19 protein-coding genes are annotated in these 24,470 nt (G+C 66.0%); 14 read left to right on the top strand and 5 right to left on the bottom strand.

Translation table 11 applies throughout. The features are described from left to right. Window position 1 precedes the first annotated feature (1 nt). From ACVWY1_RS10505 to ACVWY1_RS10470, 8 genes are all read left to right on the top strand, one after another. Window positions 2-3,004 (top strand): serine/threonine-protein kinase, encoded by a 3,003-nt coding sequence (locus tag ACVWY1_RS10505; protein ID WP_457378234.1) that lies wholly within the window; start codon window positions 2-4, stop codon window positions 3,002-3,004. After that, window positions 3,004-3,708: an ABC transporter ATP-binding protein gene (locus tag ACVWY1_RS10500; protein WP_110700244.1), complete on the top strand. Its 705-nt coding sequence runs from the start codon at window positions 3,004-3,006 to the stop codon at window positions 3,706-3,708. The genes ACVWY1_RS10505 and ACVWY1_RS10500 overlap by 1 nt, the downstream gene beginning before the upstream one ends. Then, the gene (locus ACVWY1_RS10495; RefSeq protein ID WP_277502497.1) at window positions 3,708-4,910 is read left to right on the top strand and encodes an FtsX-like permease family protein; all 1,203 of its coding nucleotides are present in this window, start codon (window positions 3,708-3,710) and stop codon (window positions 4,908-4,910) included. Before ACVWY1_RS10500 ends, ACVWY1_RS10495 begins: the two co-directional genes overlap by 1 nt. Further along, window positions 4,903-6,669 carry a formylglycine-generating enzyme family protein gene (locus ACVWY1_RS10490; protein WP_457378233.1) on the top strand — a complete coding sequence of 589 codons (1,767 nt, stop codon included), beginning with the start codon at window positions 4,903-4,905 and terminating at the stop codon, window positions 6,667-6,669. The genes ACVWY1_RS10495 and ACVWY1_RS10490 overlap by 8 nt, the downstream gene beginning before the upstream one ends. A gap of 78 nt (window positions 6,670-6,747) precedes the next feature. Beyond that, window positions 6,748-7,674 (top strand): type VI secretion system-associated lipoprotein TagQ, encoded by a 927-nt coding sequence (gene tagQ, locus ACVWY1_RS10485; protein ID WP_102681842.1) that lies wholly within the window; start codon window positions 6,748-6,750, stop codon window positions 7,672-7,674. A 95-nt stretch (window positions 7,675-7,769) separates the two neighbouring features. Next, a complete protein-coding gene (locus ACVWY1_RS10480) occupies window positions 7,770-8,672 on the top strand; it encodes an NAD synthetase (protein ID WP_277502499.1) in 903 nt (300 codons plus the stop codon). Then, a complete protein-coding gene (locus ACVWY1_RS10475) occupies window positions 8,672-9,088 on the top strand; it encodes a hypothetical protein (RefSeq protein ID WP_110700251.1) in 417 nt (138 codons plus the stop codon). The genes ACVWY1_RS10480 and ACVWY1_RS10475 overlap by 1 nt, the downstream gene beginning before the upstream one ends. Window positions 9,089-9,092: 4 nt before the next feature. Next, window positions 9,093-9,506 carry a hypothetical protein gene (locus tag ACVWY1_RS10470; RefSeq protein ID WP_277502500.1) on the top strand — a complete coding sequence of 138 codons (414 nt, stop codon included), beginning with the start codon at window positions 9,093-9,095 and terminating at the stop codon, window positions 9,504-9,506. 174 nt (window positions 9,507-9,680) lie between these two features. On the opposite strand, the gene ACVWY1_RS10465 is transcribed toward ACVWY1_RS10470, so the two are convergent. Both ACVWY1_RS10465 and ACVWY1_RS10460 read right to left on the bottom strand, forming a co-directional pair. Further along, on the bottom strand, window positions 9,681-11,045 hold the full coding sequence (locus tag ACVWY1_RS10465; RefSeq protein ID WP_102681844.1) for a GTPase/DUF3482 domain-containing protein: 1,365 nt from the start codon (window positions 11,043-11,045) through the stop codon (window positions 9,681-9,683). Next, window positions 11,038-12,429, bottom strand: a complete 1,392-nt coding sequence (locus ACVWY1_RS10460; protein ID WP_111532513.1) for a DUF2868 domain-containing protein — start codon at window positions 12,427-12,429, stop codon at window positions 11,038-11,040. The genes ACVWY1_RS10465 and ACVWY1_RS10460 overlap by 8 nt, the downstream gene beginning before the upstream one ends. A 54-nt stretch (window positions 12,430-12,483) precedes the next feature. Between ACVWY1_RS10460 and ACVWY1_RS10455 the strand changes: the two genes are divergently transcribed. The 4 genes from ACVWY1_RS10455 (at window position 12,484) to ACVWY1_RS10440 (ending at window position 17,124) form a co-directional block, all read left to right on the top strand. Further along, on the top strand, window positions 12,484-12,999 hold the full coding sequence (locus tag ACVWY1_RS10455) for a dihydrofolate reductase (protein ID WP_457378232.1): 516 nt from the start codon (window positions 12,484-12,486) through the stop codon (window positions 12,997-12,999). A 100-nt stretch (window positions 13,000-13,099) separates the two neighbouring features. After that, window positions 13,100-13,633 (top strand): RNA polymerase sigma factor, encoded by a 534-nt coding sequence (locus ACVWY1_RS10450; protein ID WP_198753764.1) that lies wholly within the window; start codon window positions 13,100-13,102, stop codon window positions 13,631-13,633. Next, window positions 13,630-14,613 (top strand): FecR family protein, encoded by a 984-nt coding sequence (locus ACVWY1_RS10445; RefSeq protein ID WP_457378231.1) that lies wholly within the window; start codon window positions 13,630-13,632, stop codon window positions 14,611-14,613. The genes ACVWY1_RS10450 and ACVWY1_RS10445 overlap by 4 nt, the downstream gene beginning before the upstream one ends. A 120-nt stretch (window positions 14,614-14,733) precedes the next feature. Then, entirely contained in the window at window positions 14,734-17,124 is a 2,391-nt protein-coding gene (locus ACVWY1_RS10440; RefSeq protein ID WP_457378230.1) for a TonB-dependent siderophore receptor, read from the top strand. Window positions 17,125-17,164: 40 nt separating this feature from the next. Here ACVWY1_RS10440 and ACVWY1_RS10435 read toward each other — a convergent pair whose 3' ends face one another. Continuing rightward, window positions 17,165-18,556 carry an L-cystine transporter gene (locus tag ACVWY1_RS10435; protein WP_217867546.1) on the bottom strand — a complete coding sequence of 464 codons (1,392 nt, stop codon included), beginning with the start codon at window positions 18,554-18,556 and terminating at the stop codon, window positions 17,165-17,167. A 247-nt stretch (window positions 18,557-18,803) separates the two neighbouring features. On the opposite strand from ACVWY1_RS10435, the gene ACVWY1_RS10430 reads away from it, so the two are divergent. After that, window positions 18,804-19,859 carry an HAD family hydrolase gene (locus ACVWY1_RS10430; protein WP_258599615.1) on the top strand — a complete coding sequence of 352 codons (1,056 nt, stop codon included), beginning with the start codon at window positions 18,804-18,806 and terminating at the stop codon, window positions 19,857-19,859. Window positions 19,860-20,023: 164 nt separating this feature from the next. Here ACVWY1_RS10430 and ilvD read toward each other — a convergent pair whose 3' ends face one another. Further along, window positions 20,024-21,865: a dihydroxy-acid dehydratase gene (gene ilvD, locus ACVWY1_RS10425; protein ID WP_046857461.1), complete on the bottom strand. Its 1,842-nt coding sequence runs from the start codon at window positions 21,863-21,865 to the stop codon at window positions 20,024-20,026. A gap of 350 nt (window positions 21,866-22,215) precedes the next feature. On the opposite strand from ilvD, the gene ACVWY1_RS10420 reads away from it, so the two are divergent. Beyond that, window positions 22,216-23,892 carry a DUF4153 domain-containing protein gene (locus tag ACVWY1_RS10420; protein ID WP_110700272.1) on the top strand — a complete coding sequence of 559 codons (1,677 nt, stop codon included), beginning with the start codon at window positions 22,216-22,218 and terminating at the stop codon, window positions 23,890-23,892. A 55-nt stretch (window positions 23,893-23,947) separates the two neighbouring features. On the opposite strand, the gene ACVWY1_RS10415 is transcribed toward ACVWY1_RS10420, so the two are convergent. Beyond that, the gene (locus ACVWY1_RS10415; protein ID WP_046857459.1) at window positions 23,948-24,349 is read right to left on the bottom strand and encodes a lysozyme inhibitor LprI family protein; all 402 of its coding nucleotides are present in this window, start codon (window positions 24,347-24,349) and stop codon (window positions 23,948-23,950) included. Between the last annotated feature and the right edge of the window lie 121 nt (window positions 24,350-24,470).

Genomic DNA, 24,470 nt, shown 5'->3' with positions numbered 1-24,470 from the left:
CATGGACATGCAGATTCCCGGATTCGACATCGACAGCGAGCTTGGCCAGGGCGCCATGGCCAGCGTGTACCTCGCCACCCAGCGCTCCCTGGAGCGCAAGGTGGCGCTGAAGATCATGGCGGCGAGCCTGGCCGCCGACCCGACCTTCTGCGAGCGCTTCCTGCGCGAGGGCCGAACCCTGGCGCGGCTGGCGCACCCGAACATCGCCACCATCCACGACATCGGCAACGTCGGCGAGCTGTACTACATGGCCATGGAGTACCTGCCCAGCGGCACGCTGAAGGAGCGGATCGCCGCGGGGCTGACGCCCGAGCAGGGCCTCGTCTACGTGCGCCAGATCGCCCAGGCGTTGGGTTATGCCCACGCCCAGGGCCTGGTGCACCGCGACGTCAAGCCCGCCAACATCCTGTTCCGCGCCGATGGCACCGCGGTGCTATCGGACTTCGGCATCGCCAAGTCGCTGGATGACCGCACCCAGTTCACCCAGGCCGGTTTCGCCGTCGGCACGCCGAGCTACATGAGCCCGGAACAGGCGCGCGGCATGGACATCGACGGGCGCGCCGACCTGTATGCATTGGGTGTGGTGCTGTACGAAATCCTCGTCGGCAAGCTGCCGTACAACGGCACCGATGCGTTGTCCACGGCGTTGGCGCACCTGACCGAGCCGTTGCCGGAACTGCCCATCGAACATGGCCGCTACCAGGACATCCTGCGCGGTCTGCTGGCCAAGGATCCCAACGAGCGCTTCGCTGACGCGGCGGCGTTGCTGGCGGCGCTGGATCGCCTGACGGTCCAGGCGCCGGTCGAGGACAACGACAGCACATTGGTTCGCCCGCTGCCGATCCCGCCACCGGCCATCCCGCAGCCGGTGTCCATCAATATTCCGCAAGCCGTTGCCGCTCCCGTGAGCGAGCCTGCCCGGCGGTCCGAACCCAAGCCCGCGCCCGCTGTGAAGCCCGCCTCGAACAAGCCGGCCAAGGCCGTGCTGGCGGTGGCGATCGCGGCGGCGCTGGGGCTGGGCGGCGCGTTCTTCTGGTTGCTCGGCGGCAATGACGCGCCCGCGCCTGAAACGCCGGTGGTGCAGGCGCCCGCCGACAGCGTGGCCCCCACCGAACCCAAAGTCACACCGGTGGCCGCCTCGGACGACGGTCGTCCACTGCTGATGCCCGGCAAGAAGACCCTGTTCCAGCGTGTGCTGACCAAGCCTGATGCCCAGCTGGTGACCCAGCCTGGCGATGCCGCGGGCGAGACACTGCCAGCTTTCTCCGTGCTCTATGTCTACCAGCGCAAGGACGTCGGCGGCCAGGCCTGGGTCCAGGTCGGCGCCGCCAGTGACGGCCAGCGCGAGGGTTGGCTGCCGGCGGCGCAAACCAGTGACTGGAAACAGAGCCTGGTGCTCAAGTTCACCGAACGCTCGGGGCGCTCGCCGGTGATGTTCATGCGTCAGGTGGACGATGTGCAGCATCTGCTCGACGACACCGCCCAAGCCCGCGACAGCCTGCTCAAGGCGCAGAACAACCCCGACCAGGTGCCCCAGGTGATGGCCCTGGAACCGGCGGCCAGCGCCGTGCCGCAAAACCAGTTCTACCTGATGCCGATCTTCGACTACCGCGAAAGCTTCGACGCCGGCGGCCAGCCGGTGCAACTGCTTAACATCGCCTCCATCGACCCCGGTGCCAGCGCCCGCGACAGCGCGCCCAAGGCGGCCGGCGTCGCGGCGGTCGGCGACAACAGCTTCCGTACCGGCATCGTCCTGGTGGTGGACACTTCGGTGTCCATGCAGCCGTACATCGATCGGGTGCGCCAGGTGGTCAGCGAGCTGCAGCAGCAACTGGCGGCCCGTGGTGAGCTGGACAGCGTCAGCTTCGGCTTGGTCGGCTTTCGCAACAGCGTCAAGCGCACCCCGGGCCTGGAGTACCTGAGCAAGACCCTGGTCAGCCTGGAGCAGGGCCGCGATCCGGCGCGTTTCCTCAAGGCCGCCTCGCAGGTCAAGGCCACCAGCGTCTCCAGCCACTCGTTCAACGAGGACGCCTTCGCCGGCGTGATGCAGGCGGTCGAGGGCATGGACTGGTCCGGCTACGGCGGGCGTCTGATCCTGCTGGTCAGCGATGCCGGCGCGCTGCGCAAGAACGACCCGTTCAGCAGCACCCAGATGAACGAAGCCGAAGTGCGCCAGGCCGCCCTGAGCAAGCAGATCAAGATCTACGCCCTGCACCTGCGCACCCCCGCCGGGCTCAAGAACCACGGCGCGGCCGAGACCCAGTACCGTGTGCTCACCGCCGACAGCAACCCGCAGATCGGCGACCTCTACGTCAGCGTGCCGGGCGGTGAAGTCGGTGCCTTCGGCGACCGCGTGCGCGAGATCGGCTCGACCTTTGCCGACCTGGTGCACCAGGTGCGCAACCAGCAACCGCAACCCGTGCCGCTGCTGACCTCGGCCTCGAGCCTGGCGGCCAAGTCGCAGGCCATCGGCTACGCCATGCACATGGACTTCCTTGGCCGCCACGGCGCCAGCCAGGCGCCGCAACTGGTCAGCGCCTGGACCGCCGACCGCGACCTGACCAACCCGATGCTGCCGACCCTGCAGGTGTGCGTGATGCTGACCAAGCTGCAGCTCAACGACTTGCAGCAGTCGCTCAAGCTGATCGTCGATGCCGCGCGCAAGACCCGCAGCTCGCCAGGCGACTTCTTCAACGAGATCGCCAGCGCCAGTGCCTACATGAGCCGCGACCCCGGCGCGTTGCGCAAGGGCGCCAACCTGGCCCAGGGCGGTGTGCTCGGCGAATACCTAGACGGCCTGCCGTACCGCAGCAAGTCCCTGAGCATGACCCAGGACCTGTGGCTGTCGCTGTCGGTGGCCGAGCAGGAAGACTTCATCGACGAACTGGACTCGAAGATCCGCCTGTACGAGACCTTCCACAACGACATGGCCAACTGGGTGCGCTTCGGCAAGGCCGAACCGGGCGACGCCCTGTACCGTGTCCCGCTGTCGACGCTGCCGTGATGATCCGCCTGGACGGAGTGCGCAAGACACGCGGGCAGGGTGCTCAGCGCTACAGCCTGCAGATCGACCGGCTGCACCTGGCCGTGGGCGAGCGGGTGGCGCTGGTCGGGCCCAGCGGCTGCGGCAAGAGCACCTTGCTCGACCTGCTGGCGCTGGTGCTGGCGCCGGATGCGGCAGAGGGCTTCGTCCTCGGCGGCGAGGATGTCGCCGGGCTGTGGCGCGGCCGGCAGCTCGACCGTTTGGCCAACTGGCGCAGCCGCCACCTCGGCTACGTGCTGCAGGCGGGTGGGCTGCTGGGTTTTCTCGATGTGCGCGGCAACATCTCTCTGCCGCGCCAGTTGCTGGGGCTCGGCGATGACGGCAGTGTCGAGCGCCTGGCCGAAGCGCTGGATGTACACGACCAGCTGGGCAAGAAACCCGCCACCCTGTCCCTCGGCCAGCGCCAGCGGGTCAGCTGTGCCCGTGCCCTGGCCCATGCCCCGACGCTGCTTCTGGCTGATGAACCGACCGCCTCGCTCGACCCGGTCAACGCCGAGCGGGTGATGCAGCTGTTGCTGTGCGAGGCCGAAGCGCGGCAGGTGACCTGTGTGGTCGCCACCCACGACGAGGCTCTGGCCCGCCACGCCGGGTTGACAGTGCTGCGCATGGCCTGCCGGCGCGAAGCCGATGGCGGCGTCACGGCGTGCCTGGAGCGGGCGGCCTGATGCGCCCGCTGCTGATCGCCGGGCTGGCCTGGCAGGACTACCGCAACGATGCGCGGCTGTCGGCGTGCGCCGTGCTCGCGCTGGTAGCGGTGATCGCGCCGTTGCTGGTGCTGTTCGGGCTGAAGTTCGGACTGGTCGGCAGCCTGACCGAGCGCCTGCAGCGCGACCCGGGTGTGCGCGAGATCATTCCCCTGGGCGGTGGGCGCTTTCGCGCCGAGTTCATCGAGGAACTGGCCCGGCACCCGCGAGTGGCCTTCGCGATCCCGCGCACCCGGCAGATCGCTGCGACCGCCGAGCTGTTGCTCCCGGCCCATGGGCGTGGCCTGACGGCGGAGATGCTGCCCACTGCCGAGGGCGATCCTTTGCTGGGGCAGGTAGCCCCCCCGGACGGCCTGCTACAGGTGGTGCTGAGCTTTACCGCTGCAGAAAAACTCGGTGCCAGGGCCGGGGACGAACTGCAGGCCAGCTTCAGTCGCCAGCAGGCCGGGCAGATGCAATGGCGACGGGCGCGCCTTCAGGTCAGCAGCGTGCTGCCCCTGGCTGCGTTCGAGCGCGATGGCCTGTTTGCCTCGCTGCAACTGCTCGAAGCCGTCGAGGATTACCGTGATGGCCGCGCCGTGGCTGCGCTGGGCTGGCAGGGGGAGGCGCAAGGCAGCGCGGCGCAGCGGGTGTACCCGGCCTTCCGCCTGTATGCCCGCGAACTGAGCGATGTCGAGCCGCTGCGCCAGTTCTTCGTCGAACGCAAGCTGCTGGTTTCCACTCAGGCCGCGCAGATCGCCCAGGTGCAATCGCTCAGCCGCAATCTCGACCTGGTGTTCTGGATCATCGCCAGCCTGGCTGTGGCCGGCGCCGTAGCGGCCATCGCCGCAGGCGCAGTCGCGGCGGTCGAGCGCAAGCAGCGCGAGCTGGCAGTGCTGCGTCTGCTGGGCTTCGGCACTGCTGCGCTGCTGTTGTTCGTGGTGCTCCAGGCGCTCTACAGCGGCCTTTTTGCCGCCGCCGCGGCGGGATTGTTGTACCTGCTGGCCGAACATGGCCTGAACCGACTTTTCATGCAGGTGCCCGGCGAGTTCGCCAGCCACCTGCTGCCCATGCACTACCTCGTTGCGTTGTGTGCCGTGCTGCTGGCCAGCACCGCCGCCGCCGCCCTGGGCGGCTGGCGGGTGGCGCGCATCGAGGCTTGCCAAGGAATACGTGATGTCTGATCGCCGCCTCGGGGCTGCCGCCCTGCTCCTGACCGCTTTGAGCCTGGGCGCCTGTTCCCCGGCCGATGGCGACGACAAGGCCAAGCCAGTTGCCCAGGCGCAGCCGGGGACTGAAAGCAAGTTCGACAACCCCAAACCGTTGCCGGGCGATGTCAGCCTGCCGCTGCCCTGTGGCGGTGAGCTGGTGCTGCGCAGTGTCTATGTGCTGGCCCAGGGCAGCCTCGACGACCGCGAGGTCAACCTCGGCTACCCGTTCAGCGAAGGCGAGGCCGGCTACAAGCAGTCGTTCATCTCCGGTTACCGGCGCGACTTCATCAACGGCCAGTTCAGCCTGCAGGACCTGGCGCCACAGTGGCAGAAGGCCGTTGGCCCGAGCCTGCCCAAGGTCGACAAAGGCAGCCCGCTCACGCCGATGATGTACTTCATCGGCAAGTACGAAGTGACCGCCCGCCAATACGCCCAGGTGATGGCCCAGGCGCCGTCGCTGGCCGGCGGCGACGCGGCACCGGCCTGCGAGGCGAACAACGACGCGGCGGGGCGCCTGCCCAAGGTAAAATTGTCGCGCTTCGAGGCCGAACGCTTCGCCGCCGTCTACAGCGCCTGGCTGATGAAGCACCACCGCGACCTGCTGCCGGTCAGCGGCCGAGGCAGCAAGGCCGAGGATGGTGGCGTGGGCTTCGTGCGCCTGCCCACCGAGGTGGAATGGGAGTTCGCCGCCCGTGGCGGTTCGGCGGTCAGCCGCCAGGAGCTGGAAGGGCGGTTGTTCCCGCGTAAGGTCGAAGGCGCCGACAGCGAAGGGCCGCTGGGCGACTTCGCGGTGTTCAACCAGGTCGCCGGTGGTACCGGGCAGGCGGCGCGGCTGATGCCGATCGGCACCAAACAGCCCAACCCGCTGGGCTTGTTCGATGTGATCGGCAACGCCGCCGAGATGGTCCAGGAGTCGTTCCAGCTGGTCAACGCCGGGCGCCTGCAGGGCGCCTACGGCGGCTTCGTGGTCAAGGGCGGCAACTACCTAGAAGGCGAGGGCACCTTGTTCACCGGCATGCGCCGCGAGTACCCGCTGTTCGGCGTCGACGGCACCGAGCAGCGCAACGAGACCACTGGTTTCCGCGTGGCCATCGGCGCCTTGTCGGCGCCGCGCTCGCGTTACCAGGAGCTGTTCGAGCAGTGGCAGAAGGAAGGTCGCCTGGCCGGCCTGACCGACGACATCGACGCCGCCCAAGACCCGACCAAGCGCCTTGACAGCATCATCGCCGCCGCCACCGACCCGCGCCAGCAGGCCGAGTTGGGGCTGGTCAACGAAGAGCTCAAGCGCAACGTGTCGCTGATCGCCCGCCAGCGCGAGGAAGCGGCCGGCAACCTGATCCAGTCCGCCGCCCTGGTGGCCGAAACCGTCAACAACTACAACATCCGCCTGACCAACCTGCAGAACACCCAGGCCAAGGCCGAGGCTTCCGGCGACCAGACCAGCGCGCGCATGTACGGCGCCGCCATCGCCAATGGCCGCGCCGCCCTCGACGGCGCCGTGGCGATCTACATCGACAACCTGGCCAGTGGCACGCGCTACACCGACGCGGTGATCCAGGCGCAGTTCCAGCGGGTCAAGGAAGAGCTCAATCGCAAGCCGGTGCTGGGCAACAGCCTGGTCACCCGCGCCACCCTGTTCGTCCGCCACGTCGGGGAGTACCGCCAGAACCGGCGGGCCGATCCGGCGACGATCCTCAAGGAGCTGCTGGCATCGGCCGCCCCGCGACCCTAAGGACAGCTTCGACAGAAAGGACTCCCGGGTGGCACGAAGCCCCCGGTCACCCAGAAACCCAAGAAGAGAAACCAGACCATGTTCACCCGCAAACCCCTGATCACCGCATCCCAGGCCCGTACCGCACTGCTGCTGGCAGCCGGTTTCAGCACCGTGCTGTTGAGCGGTTGCGCCAGCTCGCCGGCGTCCAAGGTTGGCGCCACGACCAAGGTCGAGTACTACCCCAACTGCTACGAGCCGGTGCAGCACCTGCGCTCCACCGACGGTGACATGACCCGCTCGGTCGCCACCGGCGCGCTGCTCGGCGCGGTCGGCGGTGCCCTCACCGGTGCCCTGGTCGACAAGGAAAACCGCGGCCGCAATGCCGCCATCGGTGCCGCTGGCGGCGCGTTGGTTGGCGGCGCGGCCGGTTACTACACCGAGCGCCAGAAACAGATCAGCGACGACAAGCAGCGCATCGCCTCGTACGCCACCGACATCGACAAGAGCGCGGCCGACATGGACCGCACCACGGCCTACGCCAAGTCGTCGCAGAGCTGCTACCAGCGCGAGTTCGCCAGCCTGATCCAGAACCGCAAGGCTGGCCGCATCAACGACACCGAGGGCCGCAAGCGCCTGGCCGAGATCGTTGCCGGCCTGCAGGAGTCGAACAACCTGCTGACCACCGTGAACGGTCGTTTGGGTGAGAACCTCAACAACTACACCCAGGCCTACGAGCAGGACCTCAAGCAGGTGGGCGTGCAGCGCACCGAAGTGGTCGCAGTGGCCGAGCCGCCGAAGGTGGCAACCACCGGCAAGAAGAAGGATGTGAAGAAGGTCCAGCCGGCCAAGACCAACACCAAGGTGCCACAGGAAGCGGTGGCCACCGAGAAGACCCTGCAGAACGCCAACGGCAAGAAAGCCGAGGCCCAGCAGGTGGCCAAGGCGGGCGCCGACCAGGTCAACGCCATGTGCCGCAACCCGGACATGGGTGACTGGGCGCCGGTGCCGTGCCCGAACGTGTGATCCGTTGAGGCTGCTTGCATGACCTGTAGGCGCGGGGCAAGCCCACGCCTGCAGGTCATGCGACTTGGCCAGGCTTTGTGCAAGGAAACCTATTCGTGACAGATCTTCTGGTCAATTCCCTGGCCAACAACTCCCAGTTTCTTGCCCGTCAGCGTATCCAGGCGCGGATCAACCTGCCGCAGATGTTCGCCGCCATCGACGCCGACCCGCGTATCGTCGGTGCCGGTGTGGTCTACATCGACGCCGAATACAACATTGTCACCCTGCGTGAGTTTCAGCCGATCTGCAGCATCCGCCCCAAGCGCGTGATCCTGCGCGAGATCAAGAAGTACCAGACACCTGACCAGTACACCCAGCAGTTGCAGCACAATCCGCGCGAGTCGCGGGTGGTCAAGGAGGCGGTCAACACCACCCTTTCCTGTGCGGGCGCTGTGATCGGCTGGTTCGTGGTGTTCAGTGGCACCATTGCCGCGCCCTTTTCCGGTGGTACCAGCCTGGTACTGACCTATGTCGGTGGCGCCGCCGCCACCGCCAGCAGCGTCCAGTGCGGCATCGGTGTAATGCGCACGGTGCGTGAAGTGACCAACCCAGCGGCTAACGATGCCCTCGATGAGAACCAGTGGTACCAGGCCGCCTCGATGGTGCTCGATGGCGTCTCGTTGCTGGGTGTCGGCGCGTCGGGCCTGAGCACGTTGAAGTACCTGCAAGTACACAAGGCCGCCACGGGTCGCAGCTGGCTGGAGTTGTCCAAGAGCCTCAGCCGCCAGCAGCGCAAGGCGCTGACCGACGAGCTGCTGTCGATCAAGCACCCGAGCCTGACGGCCAGGCAGATCAAGTTGCAGCAGGCGGCAGGGACCATGACCAAGCGCTACACCCCGACCGAGATCAGCCACGCCACGCAGACCCTGATGCGCGACTCGCTCGGCGCCACCTTCGGGTTGGCCGGGAGTGCCACGGTGCAGAGCATAGCCGTAGGGCTATACGAAGAGATCGAGTGATGATGAAGCCTGCGCAATTCCAGACTTTCATGCGCCGTTACTTCCCGACGTTCTTGCTGGGGTTTTTCATTTGCCTCCTGTCGGCGGCGTTGTCAGCGACTCTGTGGATCGACAGTCACTGGCGCAATCACCCGGATAACCCCTTATTCACCATGATGTCCAGCGCGGTGCTGGTCTTGCTGCTGTGTTCCGGGCATTTCGCGATGGTCCGGGGCTTCACATGGGCAGTATGGGTGGTGCTCCCTGTACCGACTGTGGCCTTGCTGATGGCGTTGAGCCTGCTCGGTAGTGGAGTGAATGCCGTGTTGCTGGCAATCCTGCTGGCGCTGCCATTGCTCGCGCTGCTGGTATTCAACAGCCAGCGGCATCGAGAGATGCGGCGGCGGTTGGTGGAGCTGCGCAAGGTGCGGCGCTAGCGCAATGACGCTCAAGCCTTTTCTGAAGCGTTACTTCGGCGTATTCATCGGCGCCTACTTCTCGTCGATCATTGCCGTGTCCTGGACATTTGCGCTGGTGTGGAGCACGTATTGCCGGAACTGCCTGAAGGATGGCGCCTTCGCTTCGAGTCTGTTCCTGACGCTGGCAGTCTTCATGTTGGGCCATGGCGCTGTAGTTCGGGGGCGGACGTGGGGAGCCTGGCTCGTGGCCGCGATGTGCCTGGCCAGCCTGGTGATCGCGTTGCCGGCCTATGGATATCGTCCCAACATGTTCATCTACGCGAGCTGCCTGCTGGCAGCGCTGGTAGCGTTGCTGTTGATCAATAGCAACAGGTACAGAGAAATGCGCGTTCTCCTGGCGCAGTACCGGGAGCAAAGGCGCAAGGCAAAGCCCTAGGCTCTGTATGAAAAGCCTTGATACTCGGTGATGCTGCGTTGAAAACAGCCTCGGAATGCTCATTTACAACCCGTAAACTCCGCTTCCTCGGCTGTTTTCGCCTTGCCTGACCTTCGTCTCAAGACTTTTCATACAGACCCTAGCCATCATCGCGGGTTGGCGCCGCGCACGGAGCTACAGTTCCGCCACCAGGGCTTCCAGTTGCTCCTGCCGCTCGGCCTGGTTGACCCGTGCCCCGGGATTGAGCGTCGACCACTGTGGATGCGCCCGCGCCTTGCGCAAGGCCTCGGGCAGCTTGCCTTCGCGCCAGCCTTTGTCCTCCGGCGCCGCGAGGCGGATGCTGTCCTGCGCCGCGTGCCCGCGTGCCTCCAGGGCCAGTATCAACTGTTGCTGACGCAGCGCCAGCAGGCGCAGCACGGCGTCATCCACCGTCAGCTCGCGCTGGCCCTTGAGCTTGCCCATCAGGCGCGAGCCATAGTTGCGCGCGGTCTGCAGCGCGCCGCCGGCAATGGCCCCGGCAAGCGCGGCGGCGCCCAGGGTCAGGCCGCCAACCAGCAGGTCGACGCCGGCACCTGCCGCCGCGCCCGCCGCCACGCCGCTGCCCAGGCGCACACCGAGCAGCTTCAGGGTCTCCGGATTGAACAGGTCGTCGCCCCAGCGCCCATCGAGCAGCGGCAAGTCGCCGGCATTGGCGTCCTCGCGACGGAACGCATACAGCTTGAGCAGCGCCTCGACACAGCGTTGCTCGCGCTCACGCACCGCCTGGCGCAGCGCTTCGATGGCCTGCGCCTCGGCGGCGGGCTCGGCCTCTACGCTGCGCCGGCAGGCAGCGCAGTCGAGCAGCAGCTCGGCGACCAAACGCTTGCCGCTGTGGCGACGGGCTTCGCGCTGGGCCTGCTGGTCATCGATCAGCCGTTGCAGGGCAGGGCGGGCCTCTTCCAGCAGCAGCGCCAGGCTTTCGTAGAGGCGGCGCTCGCCATCCTCGGGCGGGGCCACGCTGTCGAAACGCACCAGCGCATGCAGGCCCAGGCGCGCCAAGGCCTCGCGCCATTCGGGCTCGCGGTGCTGGTTGCTGGCAACGAAGTTGAGCACCGGCAACAGCGGCTTGCCGCAGCTGGCCAGCACCTCAAGCTCGTCGCGGTACTTGGCCAGCACCGGTTCGCGGGCGTCGATCACATACAGACCGGCATGGCTCGCCAGCAGCTGGCGCAGCACCTTGGCTTCCTGCTCGAAACGCTGGCGCGCCTCGCTGCCCTGGAGGAAACGCTCAAGGCGAGCGGGGCCGTCCAGGCGCTCGCCCGGGCGTTCGAGGCGCTCCAGGTAGTCGAGCAGGGCAATGGCGTCCTCCAGGCCGGGGGTGTCGTAGAGCTCGAGCAACGGTTCGCCGTCCACCGACAGGCGGGCGCCTTCGACATGGCGGGTGGTGCTGGGGCGGTGCGAGACCTCGCCGAAGCCGACGTCGCGGGTGAGGGTGCGCAGCAGCGAGGTCTTGCCGACGTTGGTGTGGCCGACCACGGCCAGTTTCAGCGGCTCAGTCATGGCCATGCTCCAGCCAGGTCAGGGGCGAGGTGTCGGCATGGGGCAGGCCCAGGCGGTCGAGGGCCTCGTGCCAATCGCCCAGGCGTGCCGCGTCCAGTGCCTGGCCGGGCTGCGCCTGCAGCAGCCAGATACGCGTGGCGCCGGCGTTGCGCGCCAGTTCAGCGAGCAAGGCCAGGCTGCCACGGTCGGGCGAGCGACGCGGGTCGCAGGCAATGGCCAGGCGCGCCGGGGGGAAACGGCTGAGTTGCTCGAGCAGCTTGTTGCGCGATTCGCGGCTGTCGAGCACGCCCGCATGGGTGACCGAGCGGGGCAGTGCGGGTGGCCAGGGGCGCTGGTCGTCCAGTTCCAGGCCGACCAGCAGGGCACCGCCACCGTCGCGTTCCAGTTGGCCGGCCTCGAAGCGGGGCAGGGTGTCGGGGGCTGCATCCTGCACGCCGAGGCGTTCGCTGCGCGGCATCAGGGCTTCGCGCAGTTGCGCGTAGCCTGGCAGATTGAGGTCCAGCGCCAGGCGCTCGCGGCCCTGGCGCCAGCGCCACAGGCACAGCGCGGCCAGCAGCATGCGGGGCAGCAGGCCATAGACCAGCACCACGCCGAGCAGCCAGCTGGCCCAGGCTTGGCGCGCCAGATCGAGTGCAGGCAGGGTGTCGCCGCTGGCGCGAATCATCGCCTCGTCGGGGACGGCGAAACCGAGCAGCGAGGGCAGGGCGCCAAGGGCCTGGGTCAGCGTGATGAAAGGTTCGGCGGCAAGCAGCGTGGTTTCCCAGACGAAGCCGTAGCGTCGCGTCGCCAGCAGCGCCAGGAGCATGCCCAGCGCCGCGAGCATTGCCAGCGACCACAGGCCATGCACCAGCAGGCCGAGCAGCCAGCGGTTCAGGCGCTGGCGCTGCAACAGCACCAGCAGCGCGGGAGCCAGTTGCGCGGCCTTGGCGTCACGGGCAAAACGCTCGCTTAGCCACAGCCACAGGCGGCCCAGCGCCGCGCCATGCTCACCGGCGAAGAAGAAACCCACGGCCCAGCCAAGCAGCAGCACGAGATTCAGCCCGAGCAGGCTGCCCAGGGCCCAGAACACGTTCACCGGCCGCTGGCCGTCGCCCAGGGCCGCCAGCCCCAGGCCGGCGCCACTGAACAGAGCCAGGACCATCAAGCTCAGCAATGCCAGCCGTGCGCCCTGCTTCCAGTGGCGCAGCGCCGCGTCCATGCCGTCGCGCTCGGCCAGCCACAGAGCGCGGGCCTCGATGCGTGTGGCCAGGTCGCCGCCCTGCTGGCGGGCGCGTCGGTTGGCCTCCTGGTCCTCCAGGGGACCGGCGTGTTCCTCGCGCAGGCGTACCGCTTCGGTGAGCCAGCGCTTGTCGAGTGGAGTGGGTGCAGTCACAAGCTCTTCCATTGCACAGGTCTGGCCGCAAGCATAACCCACGCGCCCGGTGCTATCCTCGCCGGCATGAATACATCACTCCCCCTCAGCCTGATCGCGGCGCTCGCCGAGAACCGTGTGATCGGCATCGACAACACCATGCCCTGGCACCTGCCGGGGGACTTCAAGTACTTCAAGGCCACCACCCTGGGCAAGCCGATAATCATGGGGCGCAAGACCTGGGATTCGCTGGGCCGGCCATTGCCGGGGCGGCTGAACATCGTCGTCAGCCGTCAGCCTGGACTGCAACTGGCCGGCGCCGAGGTGTTCGCCTCGCTGGAGGCGGCGCTGGTGCGCGCCGAGCAGTGGGCGCGCGAGCAGAGCGTCGGGGAATTGATGCTGATCGGCGGTGCGCAGCTGTATGGGCAGGCGCTGGAAAAAGGGCTGGTGAGCCGGATGTACCTGACCCGGGTGGAATTGTCGCCGCAAGGCGATGCCTGGTTCCCGGAGTTCGACCACGGGCAGTGGCAGTTGACGTCGAGCGAGGCGCAGTCCGAAGCGGAAAAGCCGGCCTATCACTTCGAAGTCTGGGACAAGGCTTGAGTGTGTTCGGGGCCCGCTGATACGCAATAACTGCAATTGCGAACAAATATCATCTTCTGCTAGCGTTCGCTCCTCTTGAGACCCAGAGCCAGGATGTGCCGTGTCTTCGTGGAACAAGCAGATCGCCCGGTTGTTCACCGAGCACAAGAAGGCCCTGGAGGCGTTCGTCGCACGGCGCACCGGCAATAGCCAAGTGGCCGCCGACCTGACCCAGGAGTCCTTCCTGCGCCTGGCGCGGCTGCCTGCCGACAAGCAGATCGACAACCTGCCGGCCTTCCTCTTCACGATTGCCAGCAACCTGGTGCGCGATCATCAGCGCCAGGCCATTCGCCGCGAGCGCCTGGATGGCGGCGAGCCCAGCGACGAACTGGCCAGCGAAGCCCCCGGCGCCGAGGACCAGTTGGCCGCGCAGCAGGAGCAGGCGCTGATGCAGGCGGCGATCCAGGCCCTGCCCGAGGCGACCCGGCACATCTTCCTGCTCTATCATGTCGACGGTTGCACCTACCGCGAAATCGGCGAGCGCATGAACGTCACGCCCCGCAGTGTCGAGTACCAGCTGCGTCGGGCATTGCTCGATTGCCGCGCCTTCATCCAGGCGCGGCTGGCCGGTGACGCGAGAGGGCAACGTCCATGAGCCGTCATCCCGAGAGTGCGACCGATCCCATGAGCGACCTGCCCGACAGCGAGCGCCTGTTCGCCGAAGCCACAGCCTGGTATTACCGTCTGCATGCCGAGGACGTCACCCTGGACGAACGCCAGGCGTTCGCCGTATGGCGCGCGCAGGGGCCGGCGCATGCCAAGGCCTGGGAGGAAGTGCTCGATTTGCTGGGGGCCTTGCAAGGCCCTGCCAGGCATCTGCGGGAACACCAGCAGGCGGCATGGCGCGCCCCCCGTGGCCGGGTCTGGCCCAAGCTGGCAGGCGCTGCCGCGGCGGCGGTTCTGTTGGGTGTGCTGCTCGTCCAGACGCCCTGGCTCGACCGCTGGCGCGCCGATTACGCCACCGCCACGGGTGAAACCCGCAGCCTGCAACTGGAGGACGGCTCGCGCATTCAGCTCAACACCGACAGCGCCGTGCAGGTCGAACTGGGGATCACCGAGCGACGTGTCCGGCTGTTGCGTGGCGAGGCCTGGTTCGAGGTGACCCGCGACCCGGCCCGGCCCTTTGTGGTGCGTGCCGGGGATGGCTGGGTGCGGGTGGTGGGCACGCGCTTCAGCGTGGCTGAGGCAGACGGGCAGACCCGTGTGCAACTGGCCCAAGGCAAAGTCGAGGTCCGTGCCGGTACCGGCCAGGGCGTATTCCTCGAGCCCGGGCAGGCGTTGGAGTACGCGGCAGGCGGGCCGGGTGCCGTGCATGGCTTCGAGCCCGCCCGCGCCTTCGCCTGGCGCGAGCGGCAACTGGTATTCAGTCAGCAGCCGCTGGGTGAGGTGGTGACCGAACTCAATCGCTACTGGCCCGGGCTGACCCTGGTGCTGGGCGACGGCCTGCGCCAGCGCAAGGTCTCCGGCGTGTTCGACATCGACAAGCCGGAGGCCGTGCTCAAGGCCTTGACCCATACCCTGGGCGTGCGTGCCGACCAGTACACACCGTACCTGCGCATCCTGCGCGAAGGCTGATTTAAAATTTTTTCGGGGATTCCCGCCGGGCCGACGTCCTTGATTTCGTAGGCGCAAATAATAAGCACTCTCAGACAGTGCCGCGCCAGTCGATCACTTTGACGCTTTCGGGGAGCCCCATTGATGAAAACCACCGCCACTCGGGCCGTGCTCGGCCTGGCCATCGCGCTTGGCAGCGCCGCGCTGGCCGGACCCTTGCAGGCCCAGGCCGCCACGCAGGCTCAGGTCTACCGTTTCGACATCCCAGCGCAGTCGCTGGACTCGGCCCTGGCGGCCTTCAGTGCGGTTACCCGGATCCAGGTGCTGGTACCCGGTGAGTTCACCCAGGGCCTGCGCTCGCCGGGCCTGAGTGGCAGTTATCCACAGGACCAGGCACTGGCCCGCCTGCTCCAGGGCACTGGCCTGAATGCCGCCTACATCGACAACGACAGCGTCACCCTGGAGCGCCTGCGCGCCGGGGGCGACGACGCGATGCAACTGGGCGCGGTGAAGATCGACAGCAGCCAGCTGGGCACCACCACCGAAGGCACCGGCTCCTACACCACTGGGTCGCTGACCCTTGGCAAGGGCGAGCAGAAGCTCAAGGACATCCCGCAGTCGGTGTCGGTAATGACCCGCCAGCGCCTGGACGACCAGAACATGAACAGCCTGCAGGACGCCATGCGGCAGGTGACCGGTACCACGATCAAGAGCTACAACACCGGCTCCAACCTCAATGACGTTTACATGCGCGGCTTCCCGGTCGACCTGGTGCAGGTCGATGGCGTCACCCAGCCCACCGGGCAAGGCGACATGGCCACGGCGTTCGACCTGGCCATGTATGACCGTGTCGAAGTGCTGCGCGGGCCATCCGGCCTGTACCAGGGCGCGGGCGAACCCGGCGGCACCATCAACCTGGTGCGCAAGCGCGCCTTGGGCAAGTTTGCCCTGTCTGGTGAGCTGTCGGCGGGTACCTATGACCGTTACCACTCCACAGTTGACGTCACCGGGCCGCTGAACAGCGATGGCAGCCTGCGCGGGCGTTTCGTCACCGCCTACGAGAACAACCAGGCCTTTGTCGACTACGCCCAGAACGAGCGCCCGATGATGTACGGGCGCCTGGAGTACGACCTGTCGCCGGCCACCACCCTGACCCTGGGCGGCGCCTACCAGCGCAACAAGTCGGTGCCCGCGTTCGGTCTGCCGGCCTACGACAGCGGCAAGCTGCTCGACGTCAAGCGCTCGACCTTCGTCGACGCGAAGTGGAACGAGCTGGACGAGCGCGTCTGGGAAAGCTTCTTCGAGGTCGACCATGCGCTGGACGATGGTGGCCAGTTCAAGACCTCGCTGAGCTATCGCGACGCCGAGGCACCCACGCGCAACTTCACCTGGACCGACGGCGCCGTGGACCCGGTGACCGGTGCCAGTTCCGCGGTGGCCTACAACTACTACACCCACATCAAGACTCTGGGTCTGGACAGCTTCGTGACGCGGCCGTTCGAGGCGTTCGGGCGTACCCATGAGCTCACCGTGGGCGCCGACTACCAGCATGTGGACAAGGACTTTCGCTACGGTGGCCGGGAGTGGTTCGACATCAACGTGTTCGACCCGGGCAGCATCGACATCCCCAAGATCGACTACGCCATGGACAACGGCAACTCGTCCAAGTCGAACCAGTACGGACTGTATGCCCGCACCAAGTTCAGCGCCAACGACTGGCTGGACGTGATCCTCGGTAGCCGGGTGATCTGGTTCGACAGCGATGGCCACAATGCCAACCCGTTCTTCAACGAATTCTCCGACCCCCACACCAGTGTTCGCCGCAAGGTGATCCCCTACGGTGCGCTGGTCGCCAAGCTCACCCCCGAACTGTCGGCCTATGCCAGCTACACCACGGTGTACAAGCCGCAGACGCAGATGGCCGGCGGCGACAGCACGGTGGCGCCGCGCGAGGGCAAACAGTATGAGTTGGGCCTGAAGCGGGAGTTCTTCGACGGCCGCCTGAACGGCAGCGTGGCGGTGTTCCGCATCTATGACGAGAACCGCGCCCAGCAAATCGACCAGACGCCGTTCTACGAGGCCCAGGCCAAGGTGCGCAGCCAGGGTTGGGAAACCGAGCTGTCCGGCAACCTGACCGACAACTGGAGCGTCAGCACCGGCTACGCCTTTACCCGGCTGGAGTCGGGGCGTCAGGCCGACTACCAGGGCATCAGCATCACGCCCAAGCACAACTTCAATGTATGGACGCGCTATGCGTTCGCCGATGGGCCGCTGGAAGGGTTCAGTGTCGGTGGTGGTGTGCGGGTGGTCAGTTCCACCTACTACACGCGCAACAGCGTGGACTTCGTGCAGGGTGGCTACAGCGTGGCCACGGCGCAGGTGGGCTATCGCTTCAACAAGCACCTGTCGGCGACACTCACGGCCAACAATCTGTTCGACCGTGTGTATTACGAGCGTGTGGACAGTGCCTGGGGCTCGAACTTCTATGGCGAGCCGCGCAACCTGACGCTCAAGCTGCGCGCGACGTATTGAGCCTGGATCGCCGGGGGCGCAAAGCGCCCCCGATAATCTCTCAGGAGTGACTCAGTTGCGCATGCTCATCCCCAGCCAGCACCTGCTGGTCGGTCTGCTTGAGCAACTGGCTGGTAACCACGCCCGCGGTCATCGAGCCATTCACGTTCAACGCCGTGCGGCCCATGTCGATCAGCGGTTCCACCGAGATCAACAGCGCCACCAGTTCCACCGGCAGGCCCATGGCTGGCAGCACGATCAGCGCGGCGAAGGTCGCGCCGCCGCCGACGCCGGCAACGCCTGCCGAGCTGAGGGTGACGATGGCCACCAGGGTGGCGATCCACAGCGGGTCGAAGGTGTCGATGCCCACCGCCGGGGCGACCATCACCGCCAGCATCGCCGGGTACAGGCCGGCGCAGCCGTTTTGGCCAATGGTGGCGCCAAACGACGCGCTGAAGCTGGCAATCGACTGCGGCACGCCCAGGCGCAGGGTCTGCGCCTCGATGTTCAGCGGGATGCTGGCGGCGCTGGAGCGGCTGGTGAAGGCGAAGGTCAGCACCGGCCAGACTTTACGGAAGAAGCGCAGCGGGCTGACGCCGGTCAGCGCCAGGATCACCCCGTGGACCACGAACATCAGGCCCAGGCCGATGTACGACACCACCACGAAGCTGCCCAGCTTGAGGATGTCGTCGAGGTTGGAGCTGGCCACCACCTTAGTCATCAAGGCCAGCACACCGTAGGGGGTGAGCTTCATCACCAGGCGCACCAGGCGCATGACCCAGGCCTGCAGCACGTCGATGGCCGACAGGGCGCGCTCCCCCTTGTCCTTGTCGTCCTTGATCAGTTGCAAAGCGGCGAGGCCGAGGAACACGGCGAAGATCACCACGCTGATGATCGAGGTCGGCTTGGCCCGGGCCAGGTCGCCGACCGGGTTGGTCGGGATGAACGACAGCAGCAGTTGCGGGATGTTGAGGTCGGCGACCTTGCCCGCGTAGTCGCTGTGGATGGCCTGCAGGCGGGCGCTTTCCTGGGCGCCGGCCACCAGCCCCTCAGCGCTCAGGCCGAACAGGTTGGTCAGGGCGATGCCGATCAGTGCGGCGATCGCAGTGGTCAGCAGCAGGGTGCCGATGCTCAGCACACTGATGCGGCCCAGCGCCGAGGCGTTGTGCAGGCGGGCCACGGCGCTGAGGATCGAGGCGAAGATCAGCGGCATGACGATCATCTGCAGCAAACCGACGTAGCCATTGCCGACCAGGTCGAGCCAGCCGATGGTGGCCTTGAGCACCGGGTGCCCGGCGCCGTAGATCGTGTGCAGCACCAGGCCGAAGCCGACGCCGAGGGCCAGGCCCAGCAGCACCTTCTTGGCCAGGCTCCAGTCGGTGCGACGGGTTTGCGCCAGGCCCAGCAGCAGGGCCAGGAACGCCAGCAGGTTGAGTGACAGCGGCAGGTTCATTGAAGCTCCGGAAAAAGGCAAAAGAGGCATCGCCTCTGTGAGCGATTACGAACGGAAATGCTAACAGCCTGAAAACAAACGAATTTATACCTAAAAGGAATTTGCATAGTCGTTTATGGAATAACGCCTGGTCGTTTTTGGCAATACACATGGCGTTTGCGGTTGCTTCGAGGTCGGTGGCGCATGCCTGCCTGTCACAAATCAGGTCTAGGGTTGAGCGGCCACGTCTTTGGGAGAACCGCACATGATGTCAGCTCCGAAAATCCTTGCCGGCGGCCTTGCCCTGTTGCTCAGTGCCAGCAGTTGGGCGGCCACCGAGCTCAAGCACTGGCCGGCCGAAGCCGCGCAGAAGCTCGACGCGATGATTGCCGCCAACGCCAACAAGGGTAACTACGCGGTGTTCGACATGGACAACACCAGCTACCGCTTCGACCTCGAAGAGGCACTGCTGCCGTTCATGGAGAACAAGGGCCTGCTGACCCGCGACAAGCTCGACCCCTCGCTCAAGCTGATCCCATTCAAGGACACAGCGGAGCATAAGGAAAGCCTGTTCAGTTACTACTACCGCCTGTGCGAACTCGACGACATGGTCTGCTACCCCTGGGTGGCCCAGGTGTTCTCGGGCTTCACTCTCAAGGAACTGAAGCAGCAGGTCGACGAGCTGATGGCCTCGGGCAAGCCGATCCCCAGCACCTACTTCGAGGGCGACCAGGTCAAGAGTATCGAGGTGCAGCCGCCGAAGGTGTTCACGGGCCAGGCCGAGCTGTACAACAAGCTGATGGAGAACGGCATCGAGGTCTATGTGATCTCGGCGGCGTCCGAAGAGCTGGTACGCATGGTCGCCTCAGATCCAAAGTACGGCTACAACGTCAAACCACAGAACGTGATCGGTGTGAGCCTGCTGCTCAAGGATCGCGCCAGTGGCCAGCTGACCACGGCGCGCAAGCAGATCAGCGCCGGGCAGTACGATTCCAAGGCCAACGAAGGCCTGGAGCTGACCCCGTACCTGTGGACGCCGGCCACCTGGATGGCGGGCAAGCAGGCGGCCATCCTCACCTACATCGACGAATGGAAGAAGCCGGTGCTGGTGGGGGGCGATACCCCAACCAGCGATGGCTACATGCAGTTCCACGGCGTCGATGTGAACAAAGGCGGCATCCATCTGTGGATAAACCGCAAGGCCAAGTACATGGACCAGCTCAACGGCATGATCGCGAAGAATGCAGCGGCCCAGGCCAAGGAAGGCTTGCCGGTGACGGCGGACAAGAACTGGGTGATCGTGACGCCGGAGCAGATTCAGTGAAATACGCATAACCTGTTCCGGCCCAATCGCTGGCAAGCCAGCTCCCACAGGTGCAATGCCAAGGCCTGCGATTACATTGTGGGAGCCGGCTTGCCGGCGATGAGGCCTTCTCAGGCATAAAAAAACCGGCGCACCAGGCGCCGGTTCTTATTGCCTTCAGAGCCTCACAGCCCTTCGAGCATTGCCTTGTTACGCACCGCACCCTTGTCGGCACTGGTGGCCAGCAGGGCATAGGCCTTCAATGCGGTAGTAACCTTGCGTGGGCGCACTTCCGCCGGCTTCCAGCCCTTCTTGTCCTGCTCGACACGGCGCGCGGCCAGCTCTTCGTCGCTGACCAGCAGGTTGATCGAACGGTTGGGGATGTCGATCAGCACTTTGTCGCCATCGCGCACCAGGCCAATGGCGCCGCCTGCGGCGGCTTCCGGCGAGGCATGGCCGATGGACAGGCCCGAGGTGCCGCCGGAGAAGCGGCCATCGGTGAGCAGCGCGCACGCCTTGCCCAGGCCCTTGGATTTCAAGTACGAGGTCGGGTAGAGCATCTCCTGCATGCCCGGGCCGCCTTTCGGGCCTTCGTAGCGGATGATAACGATATCGCCGGCCTTCACCTCGTCGGCGAGGATGCCGCGTACCGCGCTGTCCTGGCTCTCGAAGATCTTCGCGTTGCCCTCGAACACGTGGATCGACTCATCCACGCCGGCGGTCTTCACCACGCAGCCGTCCAGGGCGATGTTGCCGTACAGCACGGCCAGGCCGCCCTCTTGCGAGTAGGCGTGCTCGAAGCTGCGGATGCAGCCGTTTTCGCGGTCGTCGTCCAGGGTTTCCCAGCGGGTCGACTGGCTGAAGGCGGTTTGCGTGGGGATACCGGCCGGGCCTGCCTTGAAGAAGGTGTGCACCGCTTCGTCATCGGTCTGGGTGATGTCCCACTTGGCGATGGCTTCTTCCATGCTGGGGCTGTGCACGGTCGGCAGGTCGGTGTGCAGCAGGCCGCCACGGGCCAGCGAGCCGAGAATGCTGAAGATGCCGCCGGCGCGATGCACGTCTTCCATGTGGTACTTCTGGATGTTCGGCGCCACCTTGCACAGCTGCGGCACCTTGCGCGACAGGCGATCGATGTCGCGCAGGTCGAAGTCCACCTCGCCTTCCTGGGCCGCGGCCAGCAGGTGCAGGATGGTGTTGGTCGAGCCGCCCATGGCGATGTCGAGCATCATGGCGTTCTCGAACGCCTTGAAGTTGGCGATGCTGCGCGGCAGCACGGACGCATCGCCCTCGCCGTAGTAGCGTTTGCACAGCTCGACGATGGTGCGGCCCGCGGTAAGGAACAGCTGCTCGCGGTCGGAGTGGGTCGCCAGCGTGGAGCCGTTTCCCGGCAGAGCCAGGCCTAGGGCCTCGGTCAGGCAGTTCATCGAGTTGGCAGTGAACATGCCGGAGCACGAACCACAGGTCGGGCAGGCGCTGCGCTCGTACTCGGCAACTTTCTCGTCGCTGGCCGAGGAGTCGGCGGCGATGACCATGGCGTCGACCAGGTCCAGGCCGTGGCTGGCCAGTTTGGTCTTGCCGGCTTCCATCGGGCCACCGGAGACGAAGATCACCGGGATGTTCAGGCGCAAGGCCGCCATCAGCATGCCGGGGGTGATCTTGTCGCAGTTGGAGATGCAGACGATGGCGTCGGCGCAGTGGGCGTTGACCATGTACTCGACGGCGTCGGCGATGATCTCGCGGCTGGGCAGCGAGTAGAGCATGCCGTCGTGGCCCATGGCGATGCCGTCATCCACGGCGATGGTGTTGAATTCCTTGGCCACGCCACCGGCGCGTTCGATCTCGCGGGCAACCAGCTGGCCCAGGTCCTTCAGGTGCACGTGCCCCGGGACGAACTGGGTGAACGAGTTGGCGATGGCGATGATCGGTTTCTTGAAGTCTTCATCCTTCATCCCGGTGGCGCGCCACAGGGCGCGGGCGCCGGCCATGTTGCGGCCATGGGTGGAGGTCTTGGAACGATAATCAGGCATGGAGCGCTCCTGGCGGCTTAATCAGGTCACTGGCTTTGCGAGAAAAGTGCTTTTCCGCAAACCCAAACAGGGAGTGAGCTTCTCTTGTCCTAATACGCCGAAGGCCGGTTGCCACAGGCACGGATGGGGGTCGAAGGACCGCGCGGGATCGCCGCAGGCTCGACCAGAGCTCATAAACCCGCCGGGGGTGTCTGGCGATGAATAGCCCGATTCTACACCGCCGCGCTCGTGAGGGAATGGCGTTGTGATAATTGGCTGCCGCCAGCCCGCAAGGTAAAGGCCTTGGTGTGGAGGGGGCCGGTTTCGGTAGACTTGCGCGCCTTCTACTCCTCTGGCCAAAAGGATTTGCAATGCCAGCGCCAAGTCGCTCCTTATTGTTCTACGTCGTCATCGGCCTGATTCAGGGCGTGGTGTGGCTCACCACCGTGAAGGGGGAGGGTCAGCTGCTGGGTTTCAGCCTGTCGGTAGCCCTGTGCGTCGCGGTGGCGGTAGCGGGCGTGAACCTGCAACTGCTTGGCAGCGCGGTGCTGCAGCGTGGCACCGGCTGGTTGGTACTGGGCCTGACCGTGCTGCTCAGCGGGATCAGTGCCTGGCTCCTCGATACCGGGCGTATGGGCTGGCTGCAGCAGACCTGGTGCCTGGCCGCCGTCGTGCTGGCCTATATCGGTACCGCGTTCATTCTCGCCTGGCCGACCGGCGAAGGGCTGCGCCTGCGCTACGAAGACCTGTTCCGGCATGCCTGGAACAACGTGTTCATTGTCTTCCTGGCACAGCTGCTGACCGGCCTGTTCTGGCAACTGCTGTGGTTGTGCGCGCTGCTGTTCAGCATGCTGGGTATCCCGCAGGTCAAGGACGCGGTGGAGTCACCGGTGTTTCTCTGGCTGGTGTTGCCGGTGGTGTTTTCGCTGGGCATGCGCATGGGGCGGGAAAACGAGAAGATCATCGGCCTGCTGCGCGGCATCCTGCTGACGCTGTGCCGCTTCCTGTTGCCGCTCAGCGCGCTGATCGCCGTGCTGTTCACCCTGACATTGCCATTCTCCGGCCTGCAACCGGTGTGGAACACCGGCTATTCGACCACCCTTCTGCTGGTACTGGCGGGCATCAACCTGTTCCTGGTCAACGGCGTGTTCCAGGATGGCCGGCAAGGTAGCGTCTACCCCGCGCCGCTCAAGCGTCTGGTGGAGGCCAGCCTGCTGTGCCTGCCGGTGCTGGTGGGCCTGGCAGCCTATGCGAGCTGGCTGCGTATCGACCAATACGGGCTTACACCGTCACGGATCATGGCGTCGATGCTGGTGGGCGTGATGCTGGCGCACGGCCTGGCGGCGGTCTGGTCGGTGCTGGCTTCGCGCCAAGCCTGGCTGCACAGCCTGCGCCTGAGCAATCCATGGATCGCCCTGCTCAGTGCGCTGCTGGTGGTGGTGTTCTACACGCCACTGCTCGATCCGCAGGCATTGAGTGCGAGGAACCAGGTCCAGCGCCTGGTCAACGGGTACACGCCGATCACCGAGTTCGACGCCGAGACCTTGTATCGCGACCTCGGCCAGCCGGGGCGTGAAGCCTTCGAGCAGCTCGAGCAGCGGCTGCAGACGGATGAACTGTTCGATGCGGGCCGCCGCCAGCAGTTGTTGGTGCTGATGGCCCAGGTGCGTCAACCGACAGTGGCCGAAGACCATGGCCCGAAGTTCGAGTGGCTCGGGCCGGTGCAATCGAGTAGCGAATCATTGGCCGACGCGACACTTGCGCAAAGCCAGTGCGGTGGCAAGGGCTGCTACCTGTGGGCAGTCGACCTGGATGGCGACGGGCACAACGAAGTGCTGATGATCCCCCGGCACACCTATGCATCGCAGCTGTTCGTGTTCACCTGGGAAGACCGGGAGTGGCGCGAGGTGGGCAGCCTGAGCGGCAACATGGAAAACCTCGAAAGCCTGGCCAACGGGATTCGCGAGGGGGCGGTGAAACTGGTGGCGCCGCGTTACAAGACGCTGAGCATCGATGGCCAGGAGCTGCGGCCTGACTTCAGGCGCTAGCGCCCGGCGCGGAAACTTCCCGGGGGCCGCTTGGCGGCCCGTCGCGGGCCAAAGGTCATTGCTGGCCGATGCCCTGCAGGTACTCCGACCGCTCATCGCTACGTTGCGCCACGCAGGTGTCCCACGCTGCCTCGAACGCCTTGCTGCCGGGTTTCTCGGCCCAGGTCTCGACCTTGCAGTCGGCGTCACGCAGCTGCGTCCAGAGTTTCTCGGCGGCTTCCATCTTGCCGCTCAGCGCCGCGGCCTTGTCGCTTTCATCCGCGTACTGGTCGCGAATGCGCTGCATGAGGTCGTCATAGGCCGCCTTCAGCTCGCGTTCGGCGGTCTGCTTGTTGTAGGCGGCGCAGGCATAGCCCTGCTGGTCGGTCTCGACGTTGTCGCAGGGGGTGCTCTCCTCTTCGGCGGCGTGCGCGCCGAAAGCCACTGCCAGCAAGACCAGCCATGCCATTGATTTCATCGGGTTTCTCCTGAAGAGGCTGACGATGCGCTGGATTCTCGCTCAGCCCAGGCCCGGGCGATAGCTCCCCGAGAAAATGTTCATGAAACAGCGTTGTCGAGACTCGCTCTCATTGCCGAGG

This window comes from Pseudomonas sp. TE6288 (assembly GCF_054062095.1).
The sequence above is the reverse complement of the archived record's forward strand: the minus strand, read 5'-3'. Positions and strand labels throughout refer to the sequence as shown.

Bases quoted from the DNA above. Each gene is read 5' to 3' on its own strand.
- ACVWY1_RS10465 (WP_102681844.1), bottom strand. From the start codon at position 11,045: ATGACTGAGCCGCTGAAACTGGCCGTGGTCGGCCACACCAACGTCGGC.
- ACVWY1_RS10495 (WP_277502497.1), top strand. From the start codon at position 3,708: ATGCGCCCGCTGCTGATCGCCGGGCTGGCCTGGCAGGACTACCGCAAC.
- ACVWY1_RS10455 (WP_457378232.1), top strand. From the start codon at position 12,484: ATGAATACATCACTCCCCCTCAGCCTGATCGCGGCGCTCGCCGAGAAC.
- ilvD (WP_046857461.1), bottom strand. From the start codon at position 21,865: ATGCCTGATTATCGTTCCAAGACCTCCACCCATGGCCGCAACATGGCC.
- ACVWY1_RS10435 (WP_217867546.1), bottom strand. From the start codon at position 18,556: ATGAACCTGCCGCTGTCACTCAACCTGCTGGCGTTCCTGGCCCTGCTG.
- tagQ (WP_102681842.1), top strand. From the start codon at position 6,748: ATGTTCACCCGCAAACCCCTGATCACCGCATCCCAGGCCCGTACCGCA.
- ACVWY1_RS10505 (WP_457378234.1), top strand. From the start codon at position 2: ATGGACATGCAGATTCCCGGATTCGACATCGACAGCGAGCTTGGCCAG.
- ACVWY1_RS10490 (WP_457378233.1), top strand. From the start codon at position 4,903: ATGTCTGATCGCCGCCTCGGGGCTGCCGCCCTGCTCCTGACCGCTTTG.
- ACVWY1_RS10415 (WP_046857459.1), bottom strand. From the start codon at position 24,349: ATGAAATCAATGGCATGGCTGGTCTTGCTGGCAGTGGCTTTCGGCGCG.
- ACVWY1_RS10460 (WP_111532513.1), bottom strand. From the start codon at position 12,429: ATGGAAGAGCTTGTGACTGCACCCACTCCACTCGACAAGCGCTGGCTC.
- ACVWY1_RS10470 (WP_277502500.1), top strand. From the start codon at position 9,093: ATGACGCTCAAGCCTTTTCTGAAGCGTTACTTCGGCGTATTCATCGGC.
- ACVWY1_RS10475 (WP_110700251.1), top strand. From the start codon at position 8,672: ATGATGAAGCCTGCGCAATTCCAGACTTTCATGCGCCGTTACTTCCCG.
- ACVWY1_RS10500 (WP_110700244.1), top strand. From the start codon at position 3,004: ATGATCCGCCTGGACGGAGTGCGCAAGACACGCGGGCAGGGTGCTCAG.
- ACVWY1_RS10430 (WP_258599615.1), top strand. From the start codon at position 18,804: ATGTCAGCTCCGAAAATCCTTGCCGGCGGCCTTGCCCTGTTGCTCAGT.
- ACVWY1_RS10445 (WP_457378231.1), top strand. From the start codon at position 13,630: ATGAGCCGTCATCCCGAGAGTGCGACCGATCCCATGAGCGACCTGCCC.
- ACVWY1_RS10420 (WP_110700272.1), top strand. From the start codon at position 22,216: ATGCCAGCGCCAAGTCGCTCCTTATTGTTCTACGTCGTCATCGGCCTG.